Genomic DNA, 24,020 nt, shown 5'->3' with positions numbered 1-24,020 from the left:
TAACCCCTTCTGACACTAGTAAGCTTTATACCCCGCTTAAAGCTTACGCTTTTGAAGCGGGGAATTGCTTACACTGCGTTCAAAATCTTGTTCAAAATATGTACTTTCTAATAATAATATGCCATAAGTAAAAAATCAAGCCTAAATATTAGCTAGTAAGCTAGTTACTAGCCTTAATCCCAATATCCTAGCTCCACGCCCTTTTTATAAATAGCTAGAGCCTGACTATAATAGCCATAGGCATTAAAATGTGTCCAGTCATATCTTAGCTGACTTGAGATTTTTCCATACTCATAGCCTTCGCAATCTTCTTCCGTCTCTTCCAAACCGCAATCGCTAAGGCCATTTTCAATTAAATAAAGTCTTGTATTAAGGAAGTGATCCCCATAGGCTTTTGATAATGCATTCTCCCATTCTGTAGACATAAGTCCTCTTGGATTACCCTGGGCATCCACATCTGTTTCCCACCATTCAGCAATACTATCCCCTGGGTCATCAGTATCCCCTACAATAATGTAGTAATCACAGTTATTTGCAACAATCATAGAATCTATCTGGGCTATTAAATCATCATAATCTTCCCAGCCGCCGTTACTTCCGACTTCTATAACTAAAATATCTCCAGCTGTTTCTACGGCTGCAGCAGTTTTTACAACACTACCCTTCTCAAGGCTCACAGGTATTGAATCTCTTAAAACGCTAGCACTTATCTCATCTCCATCTGCATAAAGATAAGAAAAACCATCATCTAGACTATAAAACTTCTCTAGATAAATGTTACCCACATCGTCTAATAAAACCTTAAATCTTAGGCCTTCAATATAGACGATATCACTTTCATGCATATAACTTGAACAGCCATAGCCATTGTAGTCATTCATATAAACTAGGCCACCATCTTCTGTAACGATATTTACCCTAACAGGTTCATCTCCTACAATAACGTCTCTATCAAGATACATGGAAATTCCGCCCTCTCTTAGGGCAATTTCATAGGAAGTCTCACCAATTCTACCTAGGTTATTCACCTTAAGACCAGTTAAATAGCCCACGGTATCAGAAGATGCAAGACCAGTAACGTCATAGTAATTACCATCAAGTTCTACAACTCCACCAATCTCATCACCGATACCTTCCGTCATTGAGTCTCCCCAAAAAGTTATTGCACGTAGCAAACCGTCATAGACCGTTAAATCAGGATTAACAGCTCTCTCGGTCTCAGATTCTTTTTCAATAATTGAAGACCAATCAATACTTGTAGTTTCCTCATCGTCGGCGCCGTATACATTCTCTATGTCATTGTCATTATTCTTTGCTCGTTTAATAAGGCCATAAGCTGCAATAGATAAAATCACTACTACAACCATGACTATGCTAAAACCCACTTTTAATTTCTTTAACATAAGCTACCTCTTTTCTACCTTCATTATAAACAATCTTGGCAAAATAACAAGTTTATTATCTTAATTACAGATTTTGTGCTATACTTAAAGTAACTTAAATTCACAATTAAAAATTAAAATTTAAGATATCTAGAGGAGGATTTTTATATGGAGACAAGACCTTATGTTCCTTGGGATTTAATTGGCGACTTCATGAGAGATGCCTTTGTGGCAGTTGGGGTACCAAAGGATGATGCTAAAATTTGCGCAGACGTCCTTATGGAAAGTGACCGCAGAGGTATTGAAAGTCATGGTTGCAACCGCTTTAAGCCAATTTACATTGACAGAATCAATGCAGGCATTCAAAATCCCGTAACTAATTACGAAGTTATTAAAGATACGGCAACCACAGTAGTTGCTGATGCCCACGATGGTATGGGAATGGTGGCTTCTTATAAAATGATGAAAAGCCTTATAGAAAAGGCTAAAACATACGGTATGGCCGCCGGTGCTATTAGAAACTCAACCCACTACGGTATCGCTGGTTACTGGGCTATGATGGCTTCTAAAGAAAATATGATTGGCATTACCGGTACTAATGCAAGACCTTCCATTGCACCAACCTTTGGTGTTGAAAATATGCTAGGTACTAATCCCCTTACCTTTGCTATGCCAACAAATGAGGAATTCCCATTTGTTCTAGACTGTGCAACTTCTATTACTCAAAGAGGTAAGATTGAGTTTTATGCTAGATCAGGTAAGGACACACCAGCTGGTATGGTTATAGGTAAAGATGGTGAGGCTAAAACAAATAGTAGCGAAATCCTAGTGGACTTAACTAAGGGAGAAGCTGCCCTTGCCCCACTTGGTGGAATCGGAGAAGAACTTGCAGGTTACAAGGGTTATGGCTACGCTACAATTGTAGAGATTTTATCTGCTGCCCTAGCTTCTGGTAACTTCCTAAAAGCTCTTTCAGGTATTGATGCAAATGGCAATAAAGGCCCATATCATCTTGGCCATTTCTTTATTGTTATTAACCCTGATTTCTTCTGCGGTGCTGAAGACTTTAAAAAGATTACAACTGAGATTCTAAAGGAACTTCGTGCTTCACAAAAAGCCCCAGGCCAAGATAGAATCTATACTGCCGGTGAAAAAGAATGGCTAGTATGGCAGGAGCGAAAGGAAAAAGGTGTTCCAGTAGGTGAAGCTGTTCAGAAGGAATTTATTGAAATTAGGGATAAGTATAACTTACCTTACACATTCCCTTTTGAATAAAATTTACAAGGCTAATTTTGAATAAAATTTACCAAAAGCAGGTGCTAGAAAATTCTAACACCTGCTTTTTTGATTTCTTATATATATCTATTTTTTCTATAAAGATAGCCACAATTAAGGCTTATATAGTCATATAGGCAGACATCTTACAAACTCCTGCTGCCCCAGCCTCTATACAAAGTTCTTCATTAGAAATCTTTATTCCACCAATGGCATAAACTGGCATCTTAGCCTCAGTCACAACTTCTCTTAAAAAGTCAAGACCTCTTCCCTTTAGTCCCTTCTTACAATCGGTTTCAAAGATATGACCTGCAAAGACATAATCAAAGCCTGCCTCATTACAAAGCCTAATATCTTCTAGAGAATGCACGCTAGTACCAATACTATCAAAAAAGGGACGAATAATTCTTAAGTCCTTTATTTTCATAAATTCCCCGAAGGATAAATGAATATTTCTAACACCAAGGACCTTAGCTGCTTCTATATTATTATGAAGATAAAGACTAGTTTTATTATAAGATTCTTTCCCGTTTTGGGAATTTCCCATATCAAAAACTAATTCCTTCACCTTTCTTGCAAGTTCTAAATATTCCTCTTTAGTTAGGTCCTTTTCTCTTAAGATAAGCATATCAGGAGAATCTTTCATATTTATTACATGTCCTATTTGTTCAAAAAAATCTCCTGTGACTAAATGTCTATTAGTTACACAAATTCTTTTATACATAAATGTAATCGTTTAGTACCGGCTGCAAGCCTTCACTTGCCATATCGTCATACATTTGGTCAAAGCTTCTTCTATCTGAAATATCAAACTGCTCATCACCGCATTCTTCATTCTCTGATACAGCCTCTTGCTGCAACGCTTTAATACTCTCCTTCTTATCAAAATCGCTAGACTTGCTTTCCTTTTCTTCCTCTTCTTTGTAGGCCTCGTATTTCTCCTCATGATCTCCAATACCAGTAGACACTCCAGCAGAAATCTTTGTAGCACAAATCTTTGCAATACCATCGCGGAAGTGTTTCTCTTCTCTTGAAGAAACAGTAATTCCAACGTATGGTAAGAAAATTCTATAGGCACATAGAATCTGGCAAAGCTCAGTTTCATGCACATCAAGAGGGTTAATCTTATCGTTATTAACAATAGGACGAAGTCTTGGACAGGATAGTGAATACTCTACGTGAGGGTATTTTCTAGCTAGGAAATATAGGTGAAGGGCTGAGGCTAGGGCATCTTCTCTAAAGTTTGTTAGACCTAGGAGGGCTGAGAAAGCCACACCTCTCATGCCACCAAGAATTGCTCTTTCCTGTGCCTGAAATCTATATGGAAAGATTCTTTTATTTCCAAGCAAATGTAGGGTCTCATACTTATCTGGATTATAGGTCTCCTGAAAAACTGTTACGTAATCTGCGCCACACTCATGTAAATACTTATAATCGTTGACATTAACAGGGTAGATTTCAAGGCCTACGTTTTTGAAATATTTTCTTGCAAGCTTACAAGCCTCACCGATATATTTAACGTCACTATAAACAGGAGATTCTCCAGTTAAAATAAGGATTTCTTCAATACCTGACTTAGAGATAACTTCCATTTCATGTCGTATTTCTTCAAAAGACATCTTCTTACGCTTAATGTCGTTATAACAGTTAAAACCACAGTAAACGCAGTAGTTATCGCAGTAATTTGCAATATAGAGCGGAGTGAAGAGATAAACAGTGTTGCCAAAATGTTTCGCTGTCTCTATCTTTGCTCTAGCCGCCATCTTTTCAATATGCTTTTTAGCTGCAGGAGAAAGTAGGGCCTTGAAGTCTTCAATACTTGGAGTCTTAGCTGCAAGGGCGCGGTAAACATCTGCATCTGTATAAGAATCCCAATCTATATCCTTTAAGTTTTCTAAGACCTTATCCTGAATGTCTGATTCAAGCTGGTCCATGTTTGGTAAGAATTTCATATGATCAATTCTTACTGACTTATTATTTTCTATTTCATGCTTTCTTTTTAGGGCAGCTTCAGATAACTTATCTGAATCCACTAAAAATTCATTTTCCATTTTTATCCTTCTTTCTTAATTTAAGCTAGTTTGTAATCTAGTCTCTTAAAAATCCTGTTAATGGGTCCATGCTCTCAGAACCTCTTGTTAAGACTCTTCCAAGTCCTGCAAGATAGGCACTTCTTCCGGCCTCGATTGCATTTTTAAAAGCTGTTGCCATCATTGGAATATCCTTAGCTGTTGCAATAGCTGTGTTACACATAATTGCAGAAGCACCCATTTCCATGGCTGCACAGGCTTCTGATGGCTTACCAATACCTGCATCAACAATGATTGGTAAATCAATTTCGTCAATTAAAATCTGGATAAAATCCTTTGTTGCAAGACCTCTGTTAGAACCAATTGGTGAGGCAAGTGGCATAACTGCGGCTGCGCCAACATTTTCTAATTCTCTTGCAGCATAAAGGTCTGGATACATATAAGGAAGTACTACAAAACCTTCCTTAGCTAGAATCTCAGTAGCTTTGATAGTTTCGTTGTTATCAGGTAGGAGGTACTTAGAATCCTTCATAATCTCTACCTTTACAAAATCTCCGCCACCAAGTTCTCTTGATAGATGGGCAATTCTAACGGCTTCACTCGCATCTCTTGCCCCTGATGTATTTGGAAGTAATGTGACATTTTCAGGCACATAATCCATGATATTCTCTGAATCTTTAGTGTTTGCACGTCTAACTGCAAGAGTGATAATCTCAGCTCCTGCATTCTCAACTGCTGCCTTAATAAGCTCAAGGTTATACTTTCCTGAACCTAAGATAAATCGAGAGTTAAACTCTCTTCCGCCTAATACTAATTTGTCCTCTTTATTCAAAATCTTTTCCTCCCTTAAATACCGATTTAAACCCGGTTAAATTCTTCATTTAAAGTGGGACTAATCAGCCCCCACCCATAAATGAAACTACTTCCACAACATCGCCATCTTTTAAAGTTGTCTTATCATAGAATTCTTTTTTAAGAATCTCTAGGTTGTATTCAATAACATAGCTGTTATCCTTAAACTCTAGTTCTCTAACAACTTCTAAAAGATTGCGACCAGCCGCCTCAAGGCTTTGTCCGTTAATCTTTACCATCTTTTCCTCCCTTTCTTAAGCACGTAATTAGTGCTTGCTACAATGTTCACGCTCTAACCCCAAAATTTAAAAGGGAATTTCAGCGCAACAAAAAAGCATCGCTAAACTAAGAGATAATCTCCTAGTCTAGCGACGCCTGTAATTTCCTAATTCTAGTCAAGGTGGTGTCCCCAATGACTAGCTATTTAATTAGTGCTTGCATCAACTGCAATCACTTTTAAAGAGTAACACTTTAAATTAGTGCTGTCAATTCTTTAATTAACATAAACCGCTGAATTTCTCTACTTTTTTTGGATGTATCTCATGCTCTCCAATGATCTTTTCCATCCAAACCATGTCATACCATTCATCAAATTTATAACCACTCTGCTTAAACTCAGCATTAATTCTATAGCCCAAGGCCTTGTGAAAATCAATAGAGGCATTAGTTAGATGCTTTGATGGGTGCTTTGTTGCGGCAATGCAGGAATAGAGGTTTTTGATATTCATTTTCTTAAGGCATTCCTCCATCTTTAAGTAAAGCTTAGAGCCTATGCCCTTTCCTCTAATATCTTCCTTTAAATAAATTGTCATCTCTACGCACCAGTCATAAGCTTCTCTTACATTATAGGCATGAGCATAGCTGTAGCCTACAATCTTTCCATCTATTTCTGCCACAAGGTATGGGTACTTTGCTGTAATAGCAAGAATTCTTTCTTTAAACTCCTCCACACTTGGAATCTGTGTTTCAAATGTTATCGCAGTATTCTCTACATAATATCCATATATTTCTAATAGGTCTTTAGCGTCATCTAGCTTGACTTCTCTAATAATCATTTTATGAATCCTTCCTGTAAATTTACATTCTCTCATATTTCCTGCACAATCTCACAGCCTGCACAATTAGTGGAATTACCATCAATACCCAAACAATAGGCTCTGTTAAAATAACGCCCCAGTAGCCGCAGATCTTAATAAGCGTAAAGGTAAGAATTACTTTACCCACTAGCTCAATACTACTAGAGATTACAGGAGTAAGCTTATCTCCCAAGCCTTGTAGAGCATTTCTTGTAATTGTAATCATAGCTGTAACCCAGTAAAGTAGGGTATCCACCCTTAAATAAAGACTAGCTGTGTTAATTACTTCCTTATTATCTGAGCTAATTAGTATCTTTACAAGAGTTGGAACAATTGTATAGGCAATAATCACAATAAATATACACCATATCCAGCCTAGAAGTATAGCACTTTTTAGGCCCTTTACGATTCTTTTATACTGCTTTGCTCCAAGATTTTGTCCGCAGAAAGTAGCCATAGTTTGACCAAGTACTGTAAACATCATCATGAAAAGCTCTGTAAGTCTTCTTGCTGTTGTATGGGCAAGAATAATATTCTGTCCAAAAGAATTAATAGCGCTTTGCATTGTAACGCTACCTATATTAATAAGAGAGTTCATAAAGCCCATTGAAAGACCTGTGGAAAGCAGCTTATTATCAAGGCTTGACTCCCTTTTAAAATCAGTCCTACTAACCCTTAAAATCTCATATTTCTTCACCATATAGAGGGCACAAAGCACCATTGCTATTCCCTGGGAAAGTACAGTTGCAATGGCCGCACCACGTACACCTAGGGGAATTATTTTCATAAAGAAAATGTCAGCACCTATATTAAGTGTTACTGAAAATAGCAAGAAATAAAGTGGTGTTATAGAATCACCAATAGCTCTTAAAAGGGCTGCGCAGACGTTATATAACATAAGTAGGGTCATTCCTAAGAATACTATGAAAATGTAATTATAGGCCTCTGTTAAAAGGTCTGCCGGTGTATTTAATACTATAAGTAAGGGTTTTAAAAATACTAACACTAAAACTGTAAGTACAATAGAAATTGTAATTCCAAGTCTAATGGAACTTGCCACAGTTTTCTTTAAATAGTTAATATCCTTAGCGCCAAAATATTGAGCTGCAATAACAGCAAAGCCATTAGTTAGACCATTTAAAAATCCTACTATCATAGTGTTAATAGAATTAGTTGATCCAACGGCTGCAAGGGGCGATTCTCCTAGCACGTAGCCTATAATCTTAGTATCTACCAAGTTATAAGTCATCTGAAGTAACATACTAAAAAATACAGGTACGGCAAAAGCAATAATAAGCTTAAATATATTGCCCTTTGTTAAGTCTTTCATAAATGTCTCCTAGTTTCTCTTTAATTTTCCTTTATAAAAATGAATGCAAGAAGTAAAAACTTCTTGCATCATAATTAATAATTATTCAATTGAAAGGTATGCATCTAATATCTCTGACACATCATCGAAATCAGAATCTGTAACTACTGCAATCTCTCCATATAGAAGCTTTCTTGCTGCAAGTAACATTCTACTATCTGCTGATTTCATCTTTCTTAAGTCCTTAGCTCTTTCGTTCTTTATATTATATAGAGCTCTAATAAGATGCATTAACTGTAATGTATCTTGTGACTTAACCATTTCGTCATACTGCATTGGTGTAACCTTTTCATTAAGAAGCGGGTCTTTCTTACAATTCTTAGCACGTTCAATTAACTTCTTACATTCAGCCTTTGATATAACGTTTCTCATTGCCACTTTTGTATTCTTAACTGGACAATAGATAATTCCCTTAGCATCATATACTGGCTGAAGGAAATAATAATCACCTTTTACATCTTTAATTGGAGGTGTAGCAATCTGCTCAATCTGGCAAACTCCTACTACGCCATAACATACCTTATCTTCAACTTCAAACATAAAATTTCCTCCAAATCCGGGATATACATAAATCCATAAGTCAACATTATTAAGTATACAACATTTCATAATTTTTTTCAAAAGAAAATTATGTTTGGCCTATCTTCTGCTTATAATATTAAGTAAGAGCTTATGAAAATGCGTAAAGAAAAGCATCTAGCCTAACAATAATAAAAAGACACCTCTCATAACGAGAGATGCCTTACTTCCGAACTATTTAATTTAGCATTTCTTAAATCTACTAATTATTGTTAAATTAGAATAAATTAACGCTGCCAGCGATATTGCCATTAGCTACATAGTAGCAAGCATTATCTTCAGGCTTAAGATATAACTTAAGGTCGCTTGCAGAAATGTTCTGCTCCTTAAGGTCATCTAAAACTCTCTTCTCAAGAGTATCAAAATCAACCTGCTGATTTAAGTACTGAACAAATAATTCCTTCTTAACAGTTTTCTTTGCAGCTGATGTAGACTTTGTAGCTGTCTTAGCTGTTGTTGTCTTTGTGCTAGATGCTGTCTTCTTAGCTGTAGTCTTCTTTGTAGTAGATGCCTTAGTAGCTGTCTTCTTTGTTGCGGCTGCCTTAATCTCCTTTGGCTCTACCTTAACGTCTGCTGTCTTTGTTCCAAAAACACTACTAACCTGTACTGTGCTTGTTGTTGCCATGTTTTCTACCTCCTCATTAAATTAACATGCTAAAAATTTCTTTATAGATTCAACTGCCTGTGATTCATCATCACCCTCAGCCGAAATAACAACTTCAATTCCTGGCTTTAAACCAAAAGCCATAATACCCATAAGACTCTTAGCGTTAATACTCTTACCCTCACTAATGATTTCAATGTGACTGTTAAATGCACATGCTGCCTGAACAAGTTCAGCGATTGGATTCTTGTGCAACTTATCAATGTCGCCGACTAAAACATTTTCTTTCATGTCAAACTCCACCTAACTTTCAAAAATTTAAAAAATTCCAAATACGAATATACTCTAAACTCTCAATTAAGTCAACTATCGTTTAGCTATTAATATAATTTTTGTAAAATACGTCAATAGATAGATAGAATTCCTTGTCTTTATTGGTATTTTTTATTAAGATAATTTATCTTATCAAAATATAAAAATATAATAATACTAATTATTTGATAAATCAAGTATTAAATATGTATTATGTCCTTTTTTTACAAAAGATTTTTGCGAAATATTTTTCAAATATTTATTTAATCATTTAATTTTGACTTAAATTCGCGTATATAATCAGCGGAAACTTTACAATCATAAGCAGATGAATCTAAAAGCTTAATAAAATGAGAACCTACAATTGCACCATCAATAGTATCAACTAAGCTTTCAACATCTTCATAAGTTCTAATTCCAAAGCCCATCATTACTGGAATCTTGCTGACTGCTTTTACATTTTCCAAATACTCTCTAATCTCCTTATGGAAGTTTGCACCATTACCAGTAACTCCCATCTGGGAAACGCAATAAACAAATCCTCTTGCATTTTCTAAAATCATTGGAATTCTTTGTTTTGAAACTGGTGCTACAAGTTGAATTAAAATTGGGGCATTGTCGTATTTTGACAATTCATTTTTTAACTCATCCTGCTCTTCAAAAGGTAAATCTGGAATAATAAGTCCATCAACTCCTGACTCAATACAAGCCTTAACAAAATTCTCTACACCAAGATGATATACGTGATTGTAATACATCATAAAAAGAATCGCCTGCTCAACGCCTTCTGCTCTAATTTCCTTCATCATCTCAAAAGTCTTTGCAAGAGTTGCGCCGTTATTAATTGCTCTAAAGGAAGCATCCTGAATTACAGGGCCATCTGCTACTGGATCTGAAAATGGAATACCAAGTTCAATTACATCTACTCCTGCCTCCATGCTAGTTTTAATGATTTCCTTAGTCTTATCATAATTTGGAAGTCCAGCTGTAATATATGTTATAAAAGCCTTTTGATTATTGTCCTTTAAAGTCTTCATTCTCTCTTCAATTCTATTCATAATACACACTCCTTTAATGTCAAGATTCACTAAACTACATATTAGTCTCTTCGCCTCTAATATATTTCTGAATTGTATTAATATCCTTATCACCACGACCTGAAAGGCACATAACAATAATCTGATCTTCCTTCATTTCCTTAGCCATCTTAATTACGTGAGCAAGGGCATGAGCACTTTCAATAGCAGGTAAAATACCCTCTAATTCGTTTAATTCCATTAAGGCTTCCATACATTCCTTATCTGTAATAGAAACGTATTCAACTCTGCCGCTATCTCTTAAAAAGCTATGTTCTGGACCAACACCTGGGTAGTCAAGACCTGCGGATATAGAATGTGCTAAGTCGATGTTTCCATTTTCATCCTGAAGTAAATAAGTTCTCATACCATGGAGAGTTCCCATCTTTCCAAGAGCCATAGCAGAAGCATGCTTACCTGTTTCAATACCAAGGCCACCTGCCTCAACACCTACTAACTTAACATCCTTTTCTTCAATGAAATCTGCAAACATACCAATAGAGTTAGAACCACCACCAACGCAGGCAACTACTGCATCTGGAAGTCTACCTTCTTGCTCTAGGATCTGTTTTTTAGCTTCTACTGAAATTACCTTCTGGAATTCCTTAACCATCTTAGGATATGGGTATGGACCTACGGCTGAGCCAATAATATAAAATGTATCTTCAGCATTTTTAGCCCAAGATCTAATAGCTTCGTTTGTAGCATCCTTTAAGGTTCTGCTGCCAGTCTTAACAGCCTCAACCTTAGCTCCTAAAAGCTCCATTCTAAATACGTTAAGGGACTGTCTTTTTATATCCTCTTCGCCCATGTAAACTGTACATTCCATGTTAAAAAGAGCTGCACCTGTAGCTGTTGCAACGCCGTGCTGACCTGCACCAGTCTCAGCAATAATCTTTGTCTTACCCATTCTCTTTGCAAGTAAAATCTGACCGATTACATTGTTAATCTTATGAGCACCTGTGTGGTTTAAATCTTCTCTTTTAAGATAAATCTTTGCGCCATATTTCTTAGATAATCTTTCTGCCTTATAAAGAGGTGTTTCTCTACCCACATACTGCTTTAAATAGTAGTTATATTCCTCTATAAACTTTGGATCAGCAATTGCTTCCTCAAAGGCCTTAGATAACTCATCAAGAGTATTCATAAGGGACTCTGAAACATATTGACCGCCAAATTTTCCATAATACTTTTCTTCTCTCATTTTCCTACCTTACCTTTCTTGCATTTTCAATAAAAGCTACTAGCTTCTCCTCACATTTACCTACTATACTTGCGTCGTCAAACTCAACGCCTGAACTTACATCTACTACATCCGGATTTACCGTCTTTATAGCTAGTGCCACGTTATCCTTATTTAGCCCACCAGCTAGAAAAACCTTCTTTCTTTTGATGTCCATTTTTTTCAAACTGTTCCAATCAAAAATCTTCCCACTACCAGGAATGCCTGCGTCAAAAAGAATTGCAAAAATCTTATCCTCATTTTCTAACTCCTGCACTTCTTTTACTATCTTTTCATCTGCCACTTTTAGGTTGAGAGCCCTAATTATTGGAAGTCTTATATTTTCTAAAAGCTCTTTATCTAAATCCCCATGAATCTGAATATAATCAAAGCCAACTTCCTCAATAATCTCTACTTGCTCTTGGCTAGGACTAACTACCACCGCAACGGTCTTTATACCCGCCTCCTTTAGTGGCTTAATTAAGTTCCTTGCCTTGTCTTTGAAAATGTTTCTCTTACTCTTCTCAAAAAACATAACCATACCAGCATAATCGGCCTTTTCTCTTATAACTAAAGAGACATCCTTAATAGATGTTAGGCCACAGATTTTAACTTTAGTCTTAGCATCCTTATTAATCTCTATAAGACTCATAAGCCTCCTTAAAATCCTTGATTAAGGCCTTTGGAGACTCAGCCTCCATAAGCACTGTTCCAATTAAGAGAGCGTTTGCCTTTGACTTAGAAAGGGTTACAACATCTTCCGACTTTGAAACACCACTTTCTGATACAAGTAAAACTCCCTCTTCTCTTAAACATGCTGGAATCATATCTGAAAGCTTCTTAGTTGTATTAAGATCAATCGTAAAATCCCATAGGTTGCGGTTATTAATACCAATGATCTTAACACCAAGACCTAGCATTCTCTCCATCTCTTTCTCATCGTGAACCTCGCAAAGGCAATCAAGTCCAAGGCTTGTAGCAAGCTCATATAGGCTTTTTAACTCTTCATCCCTAAGAATTGCTGCAATAAGTAATATGGCATCAGCACCAATGACCTTAGCCTCATAAACCTGATAAGGATCAATAATAAAGTCCTTTCTAATAATTGGAAGCTTAGTCATTTCTCTAATTTGCATTAGATAATCAACACTTCCATTAAAATGATCTTCTTCCGTTAAACAAGAAATAGCATCAGCACTTTCGCTATAGTCCTTAATTCTTGACTCTAGGCTAATCTTGTTATCCATCTTCCCGTGGCTTGGAGAGGCCTTTTTAAACTCTCCAATAATAGATAATCCCGTCTTTGCAAGGGCCTCATAAAAGCTAATAGACTGTCTTGTAGACTTAAGGGCCTTTTCTTTCATTTCCTCTAAAGATACATTTTCCTTAGCCTGAACTAATCTAATCTTTTTGTCCTTAACTATATCATCTAATATCATAGTGCCTTCGCCTCCTCTAAAAAGTTTTCAATCATCTTCTTTCCATAATCTGTATAGATAGATTCTGGATGAAACTGCAAACCATAAATTGGATAATCTCTATGTTTAATGGCCATAATCTCGTTATCATCAGTTCTTGCAATCACCTCTAACTCCTCTGGCATTGTCTCCTCTAGGATTGCAAGGGAGTGATATCTTGCCACATTAATTGGTGATTTAAGGCCTGCGAATATATTTTCCGACTTAAAATCTATCTTAGACTGCTTGCCATGCATAATGCTTTTAGCAAAACTTACAGTGGCACCAAAGGCCTCACCAATGGACTGATGTCCTAAGCAAATTCCAAGGATTGGCTTCTTGCTTGCAAAATACTTAATAGCCTCAATACAAATTCCCGCTTCCTTTGGACTTTTAGGACCTGGGCTAACAATAATTGCGCTAGGGTCAAGCTCCTCAATTTCCTTTATAGTAATTTTGTCGTTTCTTACAACCTTAATGTCGCTATTAAAAATTCCAATAAACTGATAAAGGTTATAAGTAAATGAATCGTAGTTATCAATTAAAAGAATCATTGTAATTTCTCCTCCTCCACTAATGTTTTGGCAAGGGCCATAACCTTATTCTGGCACTCCTTATATTCAAGCTCTGGCACTGAATCTGCAACGATTCCAGCTCCTGCCTGAAGATAAACCTTGTCGCCCTTTTTAATCATGGTTCTAATGGTTATGCAAAAATTCATATTGCCGCCAAAATCCATGTAACCAGTTGCGCCACCGTAGAGGCCTCGTCTTACATTTTCAAGCTCATCAATAATCTCCATGGCACGTATCTTTGGAGCACCTGAGAGAGTTCCTGCAGGAAGGAATGAAGAAATCAAATCTAGTGGATGATATTCTTTATTTTTCTTACCCTCAACTAAGGAAACGATGTGCATTACGTGAGAATATCTTTGAATATTCATAAACTGTGTCACCTTAACTGAACCAATCTGGCTAACTCTACCCATGTCGTTTCTTGCAAGGTCCACAAGCATAACGTGCTCTGCTCTTTCCTTTTCGTCAGCTAATAGCTCCTTTTCAAGTCTTAAATCATCTTCCCTGGTCTTACCGCGCTTTCTAGTGCCTGCGATTGGACATGTGAAAATGTTATTATCTGTCTGCTTTACAATCATCTCAGGAGAACTACCAATGATTTCAAAGTCTCCGAAATTGTAGTAATAAAGGTATGGCGAAGGATTTACCTTTCTAAGTCTTTCATAGAGGTTAAAACCTGACTGACCAGTTTTAATAGTCCATCTTTGAGAAAGTACAGTTTGGAAAATGTGTCCCTTCTTTATGTAGTCCTTAATCTTAAGAACTTTATTAGTGTAGTCCTCAAGGCTATCACTTTTATTAATAATCTCTCCATCAAGTACAGTGTCGATTTCCTCTTCACTGTAACTTGCTGCCCCCTCACGAGCTTTCTTAATCATGTCGTTAGCTTCTTTTAGGGCACGTTCCTTGCCATCTGCACTATCCTCATCTAGGCAAACTGCTGTAAGAGTTTCAGCTACGTGATCAATTGCAATAAACTTAGTTACTAACATAAGCTGGATAGTTTCAATGCCAATCTCATCAGGATTCTCATCTGGCAAATCCTCGCTATATCTAATATAGTCATAACCAAAGCTACCTACTAAACCACCGATAAATTCAATTTCTCCTAAGTCTTTTTTTACTTCAAATTCATCTAGATATTCCTTTAGAAGTTCTCTTGGATTACCTGTTTTTTCTAATTTAGTTCCATTTGCTTTTGTAATAATTAGACCTGTCTTTGTGGAGCTAATAACTTCCTCAGGTTCAGCTCCCATGAAAGTATAACGACCATTTTCCTTATCGTTACTTTCAAGCAAAAAGCCCTTAGTTCCATCCTTTATTAGTCCTTTAAAAAGACCAATGGCTGTTTCATCAACAATACTTACACTCTTTTTGTAGGCTCTTAAAACTCTCTTCATTCTCAACACTTCCTCCTTCTAATAAGCGGCCTGTCACTCAATACATAGCGCATCTAATGCGAGCACTTCCTCGCTTGTAGTTATTTGCGTAGCAAATCACTACTCGTGTGCGAGCCGCGGCAAAGCCGCTTCTAATGCGAGCACTTCCTCGCGGAGCGTTTAACTCAGTCGGAGCTTGTACTCCGACTGAGTTAAAAAAGTCCCTGATAAATGCGCTAACATCTATCAGGGACGAATTATCGTGGTGCCACCCTTGTTCTAGATCTAATTTAAAACTTAAGTCTCTAGCATAGCTTTTTTGCTAACTTTTGTTTTAAAAAAAGGTGGTAACCCTAAACTAGGATTAGCCACCTGTTAAATCTACTCATTTCAGATACATATTATATCCTTCCCCTGTAACGTGAGGACACGTCTTTTGCTACTTGTCGCAACTACGTAGTAGTTGTGACCTAGCGTCACGCTGCACGAAGTGCATCTAATGCGTGATGTTCCACCTTGTCGTAACTACGTAGTAGTTGTGACATGTTTCGCAAAAGCATCTCCCAGACCCATTCACTATATGCTCACACACCAAAATCTCAGCAATCTTTGGCTCTCTGTAATGCAGCTTCTATAGCTACTCTTTCTGTTCATCGACTTTATTTAGTATTAAGTTGAAAATATAGTATCATTCATCATTACTTTAGTCAAGTAAAACTTGAAACTTTTACGCTTTAATGAAAGAAAAAACTTTGAACATCTATCAAATAAATTTTTATTATCTATACATAGCCCTTTCGCCACCAATATACTTTGGACGTGTTCTTGCACAAACCACATGAGCATTGCCGATTGTATTAGTCTTTGTTCTAACTGGCACTGCTACTGACTTTAAGTGCATTCCAATTAAAGTATCACCGATATCCATACCAAGCTCTGCTTTTACAGTTTCTACCATGACTGCATTTTCCATATGCTTGTAAGCTGCTGTAGCCCAAGAACCACCGGCCTTTAGCTGAGGTACTACGGCTACAATTTCAAGATTGTGAGCCTTAGCATATGCCTTCTCTACTACAAGGGCTCTGTTTAAATGTTCGCAACACTGTGCTGCAAGCTTTAACTTGTGAGCCTTACAGCACTCGCTAATTGTGCTATAAAGGGCTTCGCCAATTTCCTCACTTGAAAATGTACCTAGCTTATGAGCTGCAACTTCACTTGAAGAACAACCAACAATAAGCAAATCTCCTTCTTCAGGCTGTGCCTGTGCTATAAGATCTTCTAGGATTTCCTTTGCCTCTGTTTGAATCTTTGCGATTTCTGTGAATTTTTCGTTTGATATTCCTGCTGCCATTTTATTATTAAGGGCTATTGCCCATCCTCCTTTTACTAAATTAGTCATAGACTTTATAACTTGTATATTATCACAATGCAGAAAAAATACAAAACACTACTTTCACTTTTGTTTTATTAGTAGTACAATGAGATTAGCAAAGAAGTCGGAACTACTTAATGGATGGGAACGTTAACCTATTACTTGTCTGGGGCTAGAGGGGAGGACTCGTAGTCGGAAAACTAAAAGGGGGCATCTTTTATGAGAAGTCTGAAAGCTCTTCCATTTATCGGCTTAATAGCAATAATTGCTAAATTTGCTGTAAAAATATTAGCAGGAGTAATTATGCTTGGGATTGTTTACAGTTTTGCGACAAATGATTTTACTGCTATTAACTATGTACTCTCACCTGAGAGCCCAGTTGTTAAGCTTTACAAAGAAATCTATGATAAAATTCCAGATATCATAGTCGCTATTAAAACGACTTTACAATTTTCTGTCATACCATTACCTTAGATAAGCATAATTAAAGGGAATCCACTAGGGATTCCCTTTTTCATTTTATTATTAATTATAGAATATCTGTTAAATCTTCAAATTTCTCGATTTTATAATTGTATTCATCTACATTTCCAAAACCGTAGCTTGCAAAGATAAAGTCAATTCCTGCATCCACTGCAGACTGCTTATCTCCTTGTGTATCGCCGATGTAGACAGGATTTTTAAGATTATTTCTCTTAATTAAAATCTTGTTTGTCTCTCCCTTTGTTACAAAGGTTCTGCCCCAACATTCTGTATCTTTAAATAGATAAGCTAATTTGTGAGCCTTTAAAAAAGCTTCAATATAACCATCCTGGCAGTTACTAACGATATAGAGGGGATATTCTTTACTAAGCTTCTTTAAGGTTTCTTCTAACTTAGGATAAAGTACGCCACCTACCTCTTCTAGGTATTCATTTTCAAAAAGGCAAAGCTCATCCATAAGGGCATTTCTAACAGCTTCCTCTTCCTTTGGGAAAAGCATGGCAGCGATTGTGTACATTGTCTTTCCCATGCAATCTGTTAAATCCTCCTCAACAATTGGCTCTCTCTTAATTTCAGGGTGCTTTCCTAAAATGATATTCCAAGCCTCCACAATTGGCTTAGTGGAATTCCACATTGTTCCATCTAGGTCAAAAATTAGACCGTCATATTTCTTATTCATTTCCATTACTATCTTCCTTTAATGCTTCCTCTAATTGATCAAGGATTGATCCTAATTGCTGTTCCTGAGTGATATCATAGCAAATTGAGAAACAGTCTCTTGCAAGAGCTAATTCGTTGTCTTGCATCATAAGCTCTCCGACTCTGTAAATAATACCGATAGTCTTTGAGTCTGGGCCTGGTTCTACATTTTCCTCAGTAAATACCTGCTGAATTCTTCTAATATCAATATCTGGAGTCTTAGTATTAATAGCATCTTCAATATACTTAAGCTCAGAATCTGCGTTGTCTGTGTGATAGTAGACGTTGGAATACTGATAAGCATCCCTTGCAATTTCTGGCTTGTAGCTTGAAAGGTAGTAATAGGCAATATTTCTATAATATCTAGCCATAGTTGCTCTAGTGCAGCAATATCTATAGGCCTGCTTTGTTACCTCAAGGAATCTATTAAGCATGTTCTGATACTTATAGCTCTCTGCTAAACCAAGATAAGAATCAAGGTCTACTGGGTTCCAGCTAAGAGCCTTTTTATAAGCATCTTCTGCTGCCTTATATTTACCCATGTTCTGGCAGAGCTCACCAAAGGTTCTGTAATACTCCCCTACTGGAAGGTCAAGAGTCTTAACCTCAGCGTCTGGCTCAAAATAGACCTCATATAAATAATATTCCATAACATGATTAAGGCTCATGTAAATTTCTTCCTTGCTATCCTTAGTAAGTTCTACAACTGCATCGGAATTAACCTTTGCAGCTCTTCTCTCATCTAAGCTTTCCTCAATTGTCTTTAGTAATTTATCAAGCATTTCGTATGCTTTTTCATAATCTCCTGAATCAAGAATTTCTTTATAGCCCTTAAATTCAGTCTTTATGTTAGTTAATTTCTCTAGATTCATAATTTACCTTTCCAAATCCTAATTAGTTTTGTCTGATCTATTAATATCATCTATTTTATTATTGTTGCTTGTATCAAGCTTAGGAGTAATAATTATTCCCTTCTTGAAAGGCTTATACTCTCCCACTAAGATTGCAACGCTTCGAGGGGCAAGTAAAACTGTTCTCTTCTCCTCATTAATTGTAGCAGTCTCTTTCTTTGTGGCAGAACACATAACAATCTTCCAGCCCTCTTTAGAGTCAATCTTTGGAAGGGCAAGCTCGTGCTCCTCCCAGTGCATATTATAAGCTATATAAATAAGCTCATTAACGCCTTCTTCACCGTGAGCTGCAGAATACATCATGCCCACCTGTCTAATAAAATTATCTGTTGGTGTAAACCAAGCATTATTGCCATGATATGACAAATCTGGGAATCCAATAGATAATCTGTCTGTTTGACTAAGTGGATTTTCCTGATGTAGGATTGCATATTTTTTTCTAAAAGCTATTAAAGTTTTAGTCCAATCAAAAATCTTCTTAGCAGTTGAAGTTTCCTTCCAAGTAAGCCAAGAAACCTCACTATCTACGCAGTATGGGTTGTTATTACCCTCCTGGCTATTGGCAAATTCATCTCCGGCCAAAATAAGTGGAGTGCCCGCAGATAAAATCACCATAGTGAGAGCATTTTTAATCTGCTTAAGTCTTAGGTCAATTATCTTACGCTTCTTTGTAGGACCCTCTTCGCCGCAGTTCCAGCTATAATTAAAGTTCTCACCATCTCTGTTGTTTTCGCCATTAAGTTCGTTGTGCTTTCTATCATAACTTACTAAATCTGTTAATGTAAAGCCGTTGTTATTGGTGATGTAATTAATAACTGCACTGTTTGTTGGATTGTTCTTTGTAACATTTATAAAACTCTGAAGCTGATTCTCATCACCTTTAAGTAACTGTCTAACCACATTCTGGAAATCGTTATTATAATTTGCCATGTGCTTATAAGTGCCTTTATTACCCTCCCAAAATACTGTTAGTACCTTAGTTTTTGATAGCATTGGGTCTGAAGCAATAGCTTTTAAAATGGTTTCCTCTCCGTATACGTGAACGCCATCGATATGATACTCATTCACCCAATATCTTACGCAGTCAAGGCATAAGCTTACGCTTTCCTTTACAAAAAACATTTCCATAACCACTTCAATTCCTGCTTTGTGTGCCTCTTTTACAAGGTCCTTAAATTCAGAACTGTAGCCTTTTTTGTAGTCCTTTCCTGCAACGCGAGAGGAAAAACTTGCTTTAGGCGCAAAGTAAAAACCTCTAGTATAACCCCAGAAGTTAACTGCGCTTGATTTCTCACCATTAATGAAACGAGTATCCACCCCGTATCTTGAAAGAATGGAATCTTCCTTTAACTGATAAAAACGTCCGATTTCATCAAATTCATAAGCTGGCATAAGCTCAATAGTTGTAATTCCTAAATCCTTAAGATAAGGGAGTTTCTCTATGATACCTCTAAAGGTTCCCTTTTCCTTAACCTTAGAAGTCTTAGACTTTGTATATCCTCTGACATTTAACTTATAAAAAATACTGTCCTTATAGTCTAAATCAAGAGGTCTATCCCCTTCCCAATCGTATTCTGGAAGACAGATTGGTGAGATATAGACATCCTCTCTTGATTTCTTACCAAAGCAGCCACAATCCGTGATTTCCTTGGCATAAGGATCTATGAAAATGTGTTTATCTATTTCATAAGCATAGAAATAGCTAGATAGGTCTATTCCTGAAATTGCCATGGAATAGACGTCGCCAAATCGCATATCCTCTTCAAATTTAATCTTATACTTAGGGTGCTTTTTCTTCTCGCTAAATAATAATAAAGTCACGTTGGATGATGCATTTGCAAAAGAAAAATTGTAAACGCCATCTATTAAATTCGCCCCCATGATTGTTGGATTTCCGCTTCTTACCTGCATTTCCTACTCCTATCCTAGCTTTCTTTAACTTACGCTCTATCCCTATAAAGCCCCTGCATTGTCTTCTTATCAAGCTTGTAAAAACGCATGATAAACAAGGTTACACACCAGCCAATAATTGGAATCACGCAGTAAAAGAAAACTGTCATGTACTTTAATTGCGGTGTCAATGCATCCTCGACCTGTGGGAAAACTTTCCCAAAGCCTATAAACGACAAGCACAAACCCACAAATGCTGTGGCAAGTGCTGAAAAAGTCTTATCAACAAATGAAAATAGTGCTCCCATAATTCCAGGCACAAAATAACCACTTATACAATACTCGTAATCGGTACAATCTGCAATCATTGGAACTACTATGTTGTTAGATATAGATTTTACACCATTAAGTAGCATGAATACAAGTAAAAACAAAATAGTGATTAGATTTATGTGACTTAGGGAAACCTTAGTTAAATCCGTAAATAGCATCATAAACATTAAAATTAATTGAAAAAATATAGCCAAATAAGTAGATAAAATAAGTGCCTTCTTCTGGCCATTTTTCTTGGCATAGTTAATTCCAAGATAGATAATTGCTAGGTTTGGAAAACCTATAATAATACCAATGATACCTGCAAGGGCATAGTTTTGCATAAGTATTCCGTAAAACATAACTAGCACTGTAGCATTTCCATAAACCATCTGAGCAAATTTATTAGAAGCCGCAGCGATTACAAGCATCCTAATAGGTTTGTTATGCTTAAGTATATTAAAGTACTCCTTAAAATGTATCTTTGGCCTTTCTTCCTTACTCTCTAACCTAAAATACTTAATATTATCCTTTTCCCAAATTCCAATAACTGCCAGTAATGAGCAGATTCCAGCCACTATTACAACGGTTATTACAAACTCAATATAAAGGTCTTTATTTGTGAAGCTCTCATACTTTCCAATTAAGTAAACAGATACGTAAAATGCTACAAGGCCGTGAGCTAGCATTATAAAGGTTGAGTCAAAAAAGGTTATAAAGGGGCGCTGTGCCGGATCATTAGTAATAACCGACTGGCCGGATTTTACAACCGCTGTCTGGAAAGTATAGCCTATGATGTAGACTGAATAAACTACGATAAAGTAAATTGGCTTTAATACATTTGCGACCAAATCTGTAGTAAAAAAAAGCACTAGGGAACTTATGGCCATAAGCACGTAGCCAAGAACTATGTAAGGCCTAAACTTTCCGTACTTACCATTGGTCTTATCAATAAAATAGCCAATAAAGGGGTCAGTTACACCATCAAAAACCCTCATACCTGTTAAAATAAAGGAAATAAGCACAACTCCAAGACCTGCGATTCCATTTGCATAATAAGAAACGTATCCCATCATGGCTAGGAAGAGGTTCGTGGAGGTGTTATTAAGGCTAAAAAGGGCAATCTGCCACATCTTTGCTTTATTTGCTTCTATTGTATTTAAGTTTTCCTTTGATTCTTTATTAAAATTATCATTCATAGTATTTTCACTCATTATATTTTTTTGCTCATATTATATAAACAATTTTTTCTTATTATATTATAATATATTTGACATATTTTAACGAGTAAAAAAATACATGAATCGGCTTGAATAAAAAGCCCTATTCATGTAATATAAACATCTAGGTTTACTTTATGCGATTTACTTTGTTTATTAGGTTGCTAATTGTAAAACCTTTAAGCTGGGAAATATTTACTTAAAGGGGATAAGAGAGCACTAAAATTTATAGGAGAATGATCATGACTAATCTAGACAAAATCATTTCTAAGGTAAACAACAATAAAGTTTACATACAAACCCATAATTTTCCAGATCCAGATGCAATTGCAAGTGCATATGGTCTTTCTGTTTTGCTTAGAATCAGAGGGATTGATGCACAAATTACTTACAACGGTTCCATTGATAAGACAGTAACTGCGAAGATGGTTCGCAGACTTGGAATTAAGGTGGTGGAAAGTGAATCTGCAGACGAGTTAGAAAACGACGATGAGATTATTATTGTTGATGCTCAGAAAGGTAATGCCAATATTATTAACATGAATGGTACAGAAATTATTTGTATTGATCACCATCCTATCTATGTTAATGAAGATTACCAATTCTCTGATATTCGACCTGAGGTTGGGGCCTGCGCCTCAATTATTGCCTCTTACTATGTTGAGAATGACATTGATATTCCAAAAAATGTTGCTACTGCCCTTTTATACGGCATCAAGGTTGATACTGCTGATATGAAGCGCGGGGTTAGCGATTTGGATATGGAGATGTTTTATATATTACATGGACTTGCGGACAATGACGTGCTCTACGACCTTGATAGTTCTATCATAGAGATGAGCGATTTAAAGTCCTATAGCACAGCTATTTCAAGTGTGGACATTTACGAATCCGTTTGTTTTGCGGATGCTGGTAAAAATTGTCCCGATGCCCTTATTGCTAACATTGCCGATTTCCTAATCACGCTAAATGGCATTGAACTAACCGTTATTTACTCTGTAAAAGCAGATGGCATCAAGCTATCCATAAGAAGTAATTCTAATTACAGAGCCGGTTACATTACAAACATAGCCTTAGAGGGCATTGGTAGTGGCGGCGGCCATGATAACATGGCGGGAGGCTTCCTACCATTTAAGGGAAATCCAGAAGAAATCAATCTTAATGAGTTTATCATTCAGATGAAAGAACGCTTCTTACAGACATTGGATGTGTCTTACTAAATAATTGTTATAGCCAAGACTCGCGAGCGAGTCTTGCGCGCCGGATTCGGAGCTTGTACCCCGACTGAGTTAAATATCGATAATAGGGATGTTAAGAAAACTAAGGCTTAAACGCTAGAGGTTGTCTTGACATCCTAATTTTATTGAATTATATTTAAAAATGGTTTAACAAATGTCGGGGGAATTATCGACAAAACTTAAATATATTAGTTTGAACGCAGTGTAAGCAATCCCCCGCTTCAAAAGCGTAAGCTTTAAGCGGGGGTATAAAGCTTACTGGTGTCAGAAGGGGTTAAAGCCCCTTCTGACAGGTGGCACAAAGTGCCACTGCGTTCATGAGGAAGTAGCAAAGCGGATTCCGAATGTCCGCTTTACCACAATTTCTAACGTGCCACAAACTATTCGCTACCATAGCTCAGTTGGTAGAGCAACTGATTCGTAATCAGTAGGTCGTGGGTTCAAGTCCCATTGGTAGCTTATGTAGCTTGCGACTTACGTCGCGAGCTACACGTGTGCGAGCTCTGCGACTTTAGTCGCATCTAATGCGAGCACTTCCCCACTATGTAGTGGAATGCGTAGAGCCCGCGACTTTAGTCGCATCTCATGGCGGGGGTTCCCCCCTGAAAGGATCACTATGAACTGTAACATCTGCCCTCGTGGCTGTAATATAAATCGAAAAACCAACACAGGATTTTGTAAATCCCAAGACCAAATAAGAGCAGCCC

Annotated in this window: 24 protein-coding genes, 1 tRNA gene and 1 other annotated feature; of the genes, 4 read left to right on the top strand and 21 right to left on the bottom strand. The window is 36.8% G+C overall.

The annotated features are described in order from the left end of the window. Positions 1-173: 173 nt before the first annotated feature. Complete coding sequence (locus QVA17_RS06785) at positions 174-1,403, bottom strand: hypothetical protein (protein WP_287387257.1); 1,230 nt, start codon at positions 1,401-1,403, stop codon at positions 174-176. A 147-nt stretch (positions 1,404-1,550) separates the two neighbouring features. Between QVA17_RS06785 and QVA17_RS06780 the strand changes: the two genes are divergently transcribed. Continuing rightward, positions 1,551-2,657 (top strand): Ldh family oxidoreductase, encoded by a 1,107-nt coding sequence (locus tag QVA17_RS06780; protein WP_287387255.1) that lies wholly within the window; start codon positions 1,551-1,553, stop codon positions 2,655-2,657. A 121-nt stretch (positions 2,658-2,778) separates the two neighbouring features. Here QVA17_RS06780 and QVA17_RS06775 read toward each other — a convergent pair whose 3' ends face one another. The 16 genes from QVA17_RS06775 to QVA17_RS06700 all read right to left on the bottom strand — a co-directional run bounded on the left by QVA17_RS06775 (position 2,779) and on the right by QVA17_RS06700 (position 16,539). After that, positions 2,779-3,381, bottom strand: coding sequence for a thiamine phosphate synthase (locus QVA17_RS06775; protein WP_287387253.1), 603 nt, complete (start codon positions 3,379-3,381; stop codon positions 2,779-2,781). After that, positions 3,374-4,708, bottom strand: a complete 1,335-nt coding sequence (gene thiH, locus QVA17_RS06770; RefSeq protein ID WP_287387251.1) for a 2-iminoacetate synthase ThiH — start codon at positions 4,706-4,708, stop codon at positions 3,374-3,376. The genes QVA17_RS06775 and thiH overlap by 8 nt, the downstream gene beginning before the upstream one ends. A gap of 37 nt (positions 4,709-4,745) precedes the next feature. Continuing rightward, on the bottom strand, positions 4,746-5,519 hold the full coding sequence (locus QVA17_RS06765) for a thiazole synthase (RefSeq protein WP_034245167.1): 774 nt from the start codon (positions 5,517-5,519) through the stop codon (positions 4,746-4,748). 64 nt (positions 5,520-5,583) lie between these two features. Continuing rightward, positions 5,584-5,778, bottom strand: coding sequence for a sulfur carrier protein ThiS (thiS, locus tag QVA17_RS06760; RefSeq protein ID WP_027430432.1), 195 nt, complete (start codon positions 5,776-5,778; stop codon positions 5,584-5,586). A gap of 258 nt (positions 5,779-6,036) precedes the next feature. After that, positions 6,037-6,594: a GNAT family N-acetyltransferase gene (locus QVA17_RS06755; protein ID WP_287387246.1), complete on the bottom strand. Its 558-nt coding sequence runs from the start codon at positions 6,592-6,594 to the stop codon at positions 6,037-6,039. A gap of 22 nt (positions 6,595-6,616) precedes the next feature. Next, positions 6,617-7,945: an MATE family efflux transporter gene (locus tag QVA17_RS06750; protein ID WP_287387244.1), complete on the bottom strand. Its 1,329-nt coding sequence runs from the start codon at positions 7,943-7,945 to the stop codon at positions 6,617-6,619. A gap of 81 nt (positions 7,946-8,026) precedes the next feature. Then, complete coding sequence (locus QVA17_RS06745) at positions 8,027-8,524, bottom strand: CarD family transcriptional regulator (RefSeq protein WP_027430429.1); 498 nt, start codon at positions 8,522-8,524, stop codon at positions 8,027-8,029. 256 nt (positions 8,525-8,780) lie between these two features. After that, the gene (locus QVA17_RS06740; RefSeq protein WP_051195314.1) at positions 8,781-9,188 is read right to left on the bottom strand and encodes a DUF6465 family protein; all 408 of its coding nucleotides are present in this window, start codon (positions 9,186-9,188) and stop codon (positions 8,781-8,783) included. A 21-nt stretch (positions 9,189-9,209) separates the two neighbouring features. Further along, positions 9,210-9,458 carry an HPr family phosphocarrier protein gene (locus tag QVA17_RS06735; protein WP_027430428.1) on the bottom strand — a complete coding sequence of 83 codons (249 nt, stop codon included), beginning with the start codon at positions 9,456-9,458 and terminating at the stop codon, positions 9,210-9,212. Between the two features lie 284 nt (positions 9,459-9,742). Next, the gene (gene trpA / locus QVA17_RS06730) at positions 9,743-10,537 is read right to left on the bottom strand and encodes a tryptophan synthase subunit alpha (protein WP_287387240.1); all 795 of its coding nucleotides are present in this window, start codon (positions 10,535-10,537) and stop codon (positions 9,743-9,745) included. Positions 10,538-10,571: 34 nt separating this feature from the next. Then, positions 10,572-11,759, bottom strand: coding sequence for a tryptophan synthase subunit beta (trpB, locus tag QVA17_RS06725; protein WP_287387237.1), 1,188 nt, complete (start codon positions 11,757-11,759; stop codon positions 10,572-10,574). Between the two features lie 4 nt (positions 11,760-11,763). Next, positions 11,764-12,429 carry a phosphoribosylanthranilate isomerase gene (locus tag QVA17_RS06720; RefSeq protein WP_287387235.1) on the bottom strand — a complete coding sequence of 222 codons (666 nt, stop codon included), beginning with the start codon at positions 12,427-12,429 and terminating at the stop codon, positions 11,764-11,766. Beyond that, positions 12,410-13,216 (bottom strand): indole-3-glycerol phosphate synthase TrpC, encoded by an 807-nt coding sequence (trpC, locus tag QVA17_RS06715; protein WP_287387232.1) that lies wholly within the window; start codon positions 13,214-13,216, stop codon positions 12,410-12,412. Before trpC ends, QVA17_RS06720 begins: the two co-directional genes overlap by 20 nt. After that, on the bottom strand, positions 13,213-13,788 hold the full coding sequence (locus QVA17_RS06710; RefSeq protein WP_287387229.1) for an anthranilate synthase component II: 576 nt from the start codon (positions 13,786-13,788) through the stop codon (positions 13,213-13,215). Before QVA17_RS06710 ends, trpC begins: the two co-directional genes overlap by 4 nt. Beyond that, on the bottom strand, positions 13,785-15,209 hold the full coding sequence (gene trpE / locus QVA17_RS06705; RefSeq protein WP_287387227.1) for an anthranilate synthase component I: 1,425 nt from the start codon (positions 15,207-15,209) through the stop codon (positions 13,785-13,787). Before trpE ends, QVA17_RS06710 begins: the two co-directional genes overlap by 4 nt. Positions 15,210-15,433: 224 nt before the next feature. After that, positions 15,434-15,851, bottom strand: a binding site (T-box leader). A 115-nt stretch (positions 15,852-15,966) separates the two neighbouring features. Next, complete coding sequence (locus QVA17_RS06700; protein ID WP_034245156.1) at positions 15,967-16,539, bottom strand: TIGR01440 family protein; 573 nt, start codon at positions 16,537-16,539, stop codon at positions 15,967-15,969. A gap of 240 nt (positions 16,540-16,779) precedes the next feature. On the opposite strand from QVA17_RS06700, the gene QVA17_RS06695 reads away from it, so the two are divergent. Beyond that, the gene (locus tag QVA17_RS06695) at positions 16,780-17,034 is read left to right on the top strand and encodes a hypothetical protein (RefSeq protein ID WP_287387224.1); all 255 of its coding nucleotides are present in this window, start codon (positions 16,780-16,782) and stop codon (positions 17,032-17,034) included. Between the two features lie 55 nt (positions 17,035-17,089). On the opposite strand, the gene QVA17_RS06690 is transcribed toward QVA17_RS06695, so the two are convergent. From QVA17_RS06690 to QVA17_RS06675, 4 genes are read right to left on the bottom strand one after another with little or no spacing between them, the layout of a single operon-like run. Beyond that, a complete protein-coding gene (locus QVA17_RS06690) occupies positions 17,090-17,728 on the bottom strand; it encodes an HAD family hydrolase (protein ID WP_287387222.1) in 639 nt (212 codons plus the stop codon). Beyond that, on the bottom strand, positions 17,715-18,614 hold the full coding sequence (locus QVA17_RS06685) for a tetratricopeptide repeat protein (RefSeq protein WP_287387219.1): 900 nt from the start codon (positions 18,612-18,614) through the stop codon (positions 17,715-17,717). The genes QVA17_RS06690 and QVA17_RS06685 overlap by 14 nt, the downstream gene beginning before the upstream one ends. A gap of 18 nt (positions 18,615-18,632) precedes the next feature. Then, a complete protein-coding gene (locus tag QVA17_RS06680) occupies positions 18,633-20,564 on the bottom strand; it encodes an alpha-amylase family glycosyl hydrolase (RefSeq protein ID WP_287387217.1) in 1,932 nt (643 codons plus the stop codon). 29 nt (positions 20,565-20,593) lie between these two features. Beyond that, complete coding sequence (locus QVA17_RS06675) at positions 20,594-22,054, bottom strand: MFS transporter (protein ID WP_287387216.1); 1,461 nt, start codon at positions 22,052-22,054, stop codon at positions 20,594-20,596. Positions 22,055-22,317: 263 nt separating this feature from the next. Here QVA17_RS06675 and QVA17_RS06670 point away from each other — a divergent pair, with 263 nt between their 5' ends. Both QVA17_RS06670 and QVA17_RS06665 read left to right on the top strand, forming a co-directional pair. After that, a complete protein-coding gene (locus tag QVA17_RS06670; RefSeq protein ID WP_103952199.1) occupies positions 22,318-23,295 on the top strand; it encodes a DHH family phosphoesterase in 978 nt (325 codons plus the stop codon). Between the two features lie 404 nt (positions 23,296-23,699). Next, a tRNA-Thr gene (locus QVA17_RS06665) sits at positions 23,700-23,772 on the top strand. Positions 23,773-24,020 lie beyond the last annotated feature (248 nt).

The organism is Lachnospira sp., from assembly GCF_016290755.1.
In the GTDB taxonomy this organism is placed as follows: Bacteria; Bacillota; Clostridia; order Lachnospirales; family Lachnospiraceae; genus Lachnospira; species Lachnospira multipara.
The sequence above is the reverse complement of the archived record's forward strand: the minus strand, read 5'-3'. Positions and strand labels throughout refer to the sequence as shown.

Bases quoted from the DNA above. Each gene is read 5' to 3' on its own strand.
- QVA17_RS06750 (WP_287387244.1), bottom strand. From the start codon at position 7,945: ATGAAAGACTTAACAAAGGGCAATATATTTAAGCTTATTATTGCTTTT.
- QVA17_RS06670 (WP_103952199.1), top strand. From the start codon at position 22,318: ATGACTAATCTAGACAAAATCATTTCTAAGGTAAACAACAATAAAGTT.
- QVA17_RS06780 (WP_287387255.1), top strand. From the start codon at position 1,551: ATGGAGACAAGACCTTATGTTCCTTGGGATTTAATTGGCGACTTCATG.
- QVA17_RS06785 (WP_287387257.1), bottom strand. From the start codon at position 1,403: ATGTTAAAGAAATTAAAAGTGGGTTTTAGCATAGTCATGGTTGTAGTA.
- thiH (WP_287387251.1), bottom strand. From the start codon at position 4,708: ATGGAAAATGAATTTTTAGTGGATTCAGATAAGTTATCTGAAGCTGCC.
- QVA17_RS06685 (WP_287387219.1), bottom strand. From the start codon at position 18,614: ATGAATCTAGAGAAATTAACTAACATAAAGACTGAATTTAAGGGCTAT.
- QVA17_RS06710 (WP_287387229.1), bottom strand. From the start codon at position 13,788: ATGATTCTTTTAATTGATAACTACGATTCATTTACTTATAACCTTTAT.
- QVA17_RS06745 (WP_027430429.1), bottom strand. From the start codon at position 8,524: ATGTTTGAAGTTGAAGATAAGGTATGTTATGGCGTAGTAGGAGTTTGC.
- thiS (WP_027430432.1), bottom strand. From the start codon at position 5,778: ATGGTAAAGATTAACGGACAAAGCCTTGAGGCGGCTGGTCGCAATCTT.
- QVA17_RS06755 (WP_287387246.1), bottom strand. From the start codon at position 6,594: ATGATTATTAGAGAAGTCAAGCTAGATGACGCTAAAGACCTATTAGAA.
- trpB (WP_287387237.1), bottom strand. From the start codon at position 11,759: ATGAGAGAAGAAAAGTATTATGGAAAATTTGGCGGTCAATATGTTTCA.
- QVA17_RS06695 (WP_287387224.1), top strand. From the start codon at position 16,780: ATGAGAAGTCTGAAAGCTCTTCCATTTATCGGCTTAATAGCAATAATT.
- QVA17_RS06720 (WP_287387235.1), bottom strand. From the start codon at position 12,429: ATGAGTCTTATAGAGATTAATAAGGATGCTAAGACTAAAGTTAAAATC.
- QVA17_RS06680 (WP_287387217.1), bottom strand. From the start codon at position 20,564: ATGCAGGTAAGAAGCGGAAATCCAACAATCATGGGGGCGAATTTAATA.
- QVA17_RS06735 (WP_027430428.1), bottom strand. From the start codon at position 9,458: ATGAAAGAAAATGTTTTAGTCGGCGACATTGATAAGTTGCACAAGAAT.
- QVA17_RS06675 (WP_287387216.1), bottom strand. From the start codon at position 22,054: ATGAATGATAATTTTAATAAAGAATCAAAGGAAAACTTAAATACAATA.
- QVA17_RS06700 (WP_034245156.1), bottom strand. From the start codon at position 16,539: ATGGCAGCAGGAATATCAAACGAAAAATTCACAGAAATCGCAAAGATT.
- QVA17_RS06740 (WP_051195314.1), bottom strand. From the start codon at position 9,188: ATGGCAACAACAAGCACAGTACAGGTTAGTAGTGTTTTTGGAACAAAG.
- QVA17_RS06690 (WP_287387222.1), bottom strand. From the start codon at position 17,728: ATGGAAATGAATAAGAAATATGACGGTCTAATTTTTGACCTAGATGGA.
- QVA17_RS06775 (WP_287387253.1), bottom strand. From the start codon at position 3,381: ATGTATAAAAGAATTTGTGTAACTAATAGACATTTAGTCACAGGAGAT.
- trpE (WP_287387227.1), bottom strand. From the start codon at position 15,209: ATGAAGAGAGTTTTAAGAGCCTACAAAAAGAGTGTAAGTATTGTTGAT.
- trpC (WP_287387232.1), bottom strand. From the start codon at position 13,216: ATGATATTAGATGATATAGTTAAGGACAAAAAGATTAGATTAGTTCAG.
- trpA (WP_287387240.1), bottom strand. From the start codon at position 10,537: ATGAATAGAATTGAAGAGAGAATGAAGACTTTAAAGGACAATAATCAA.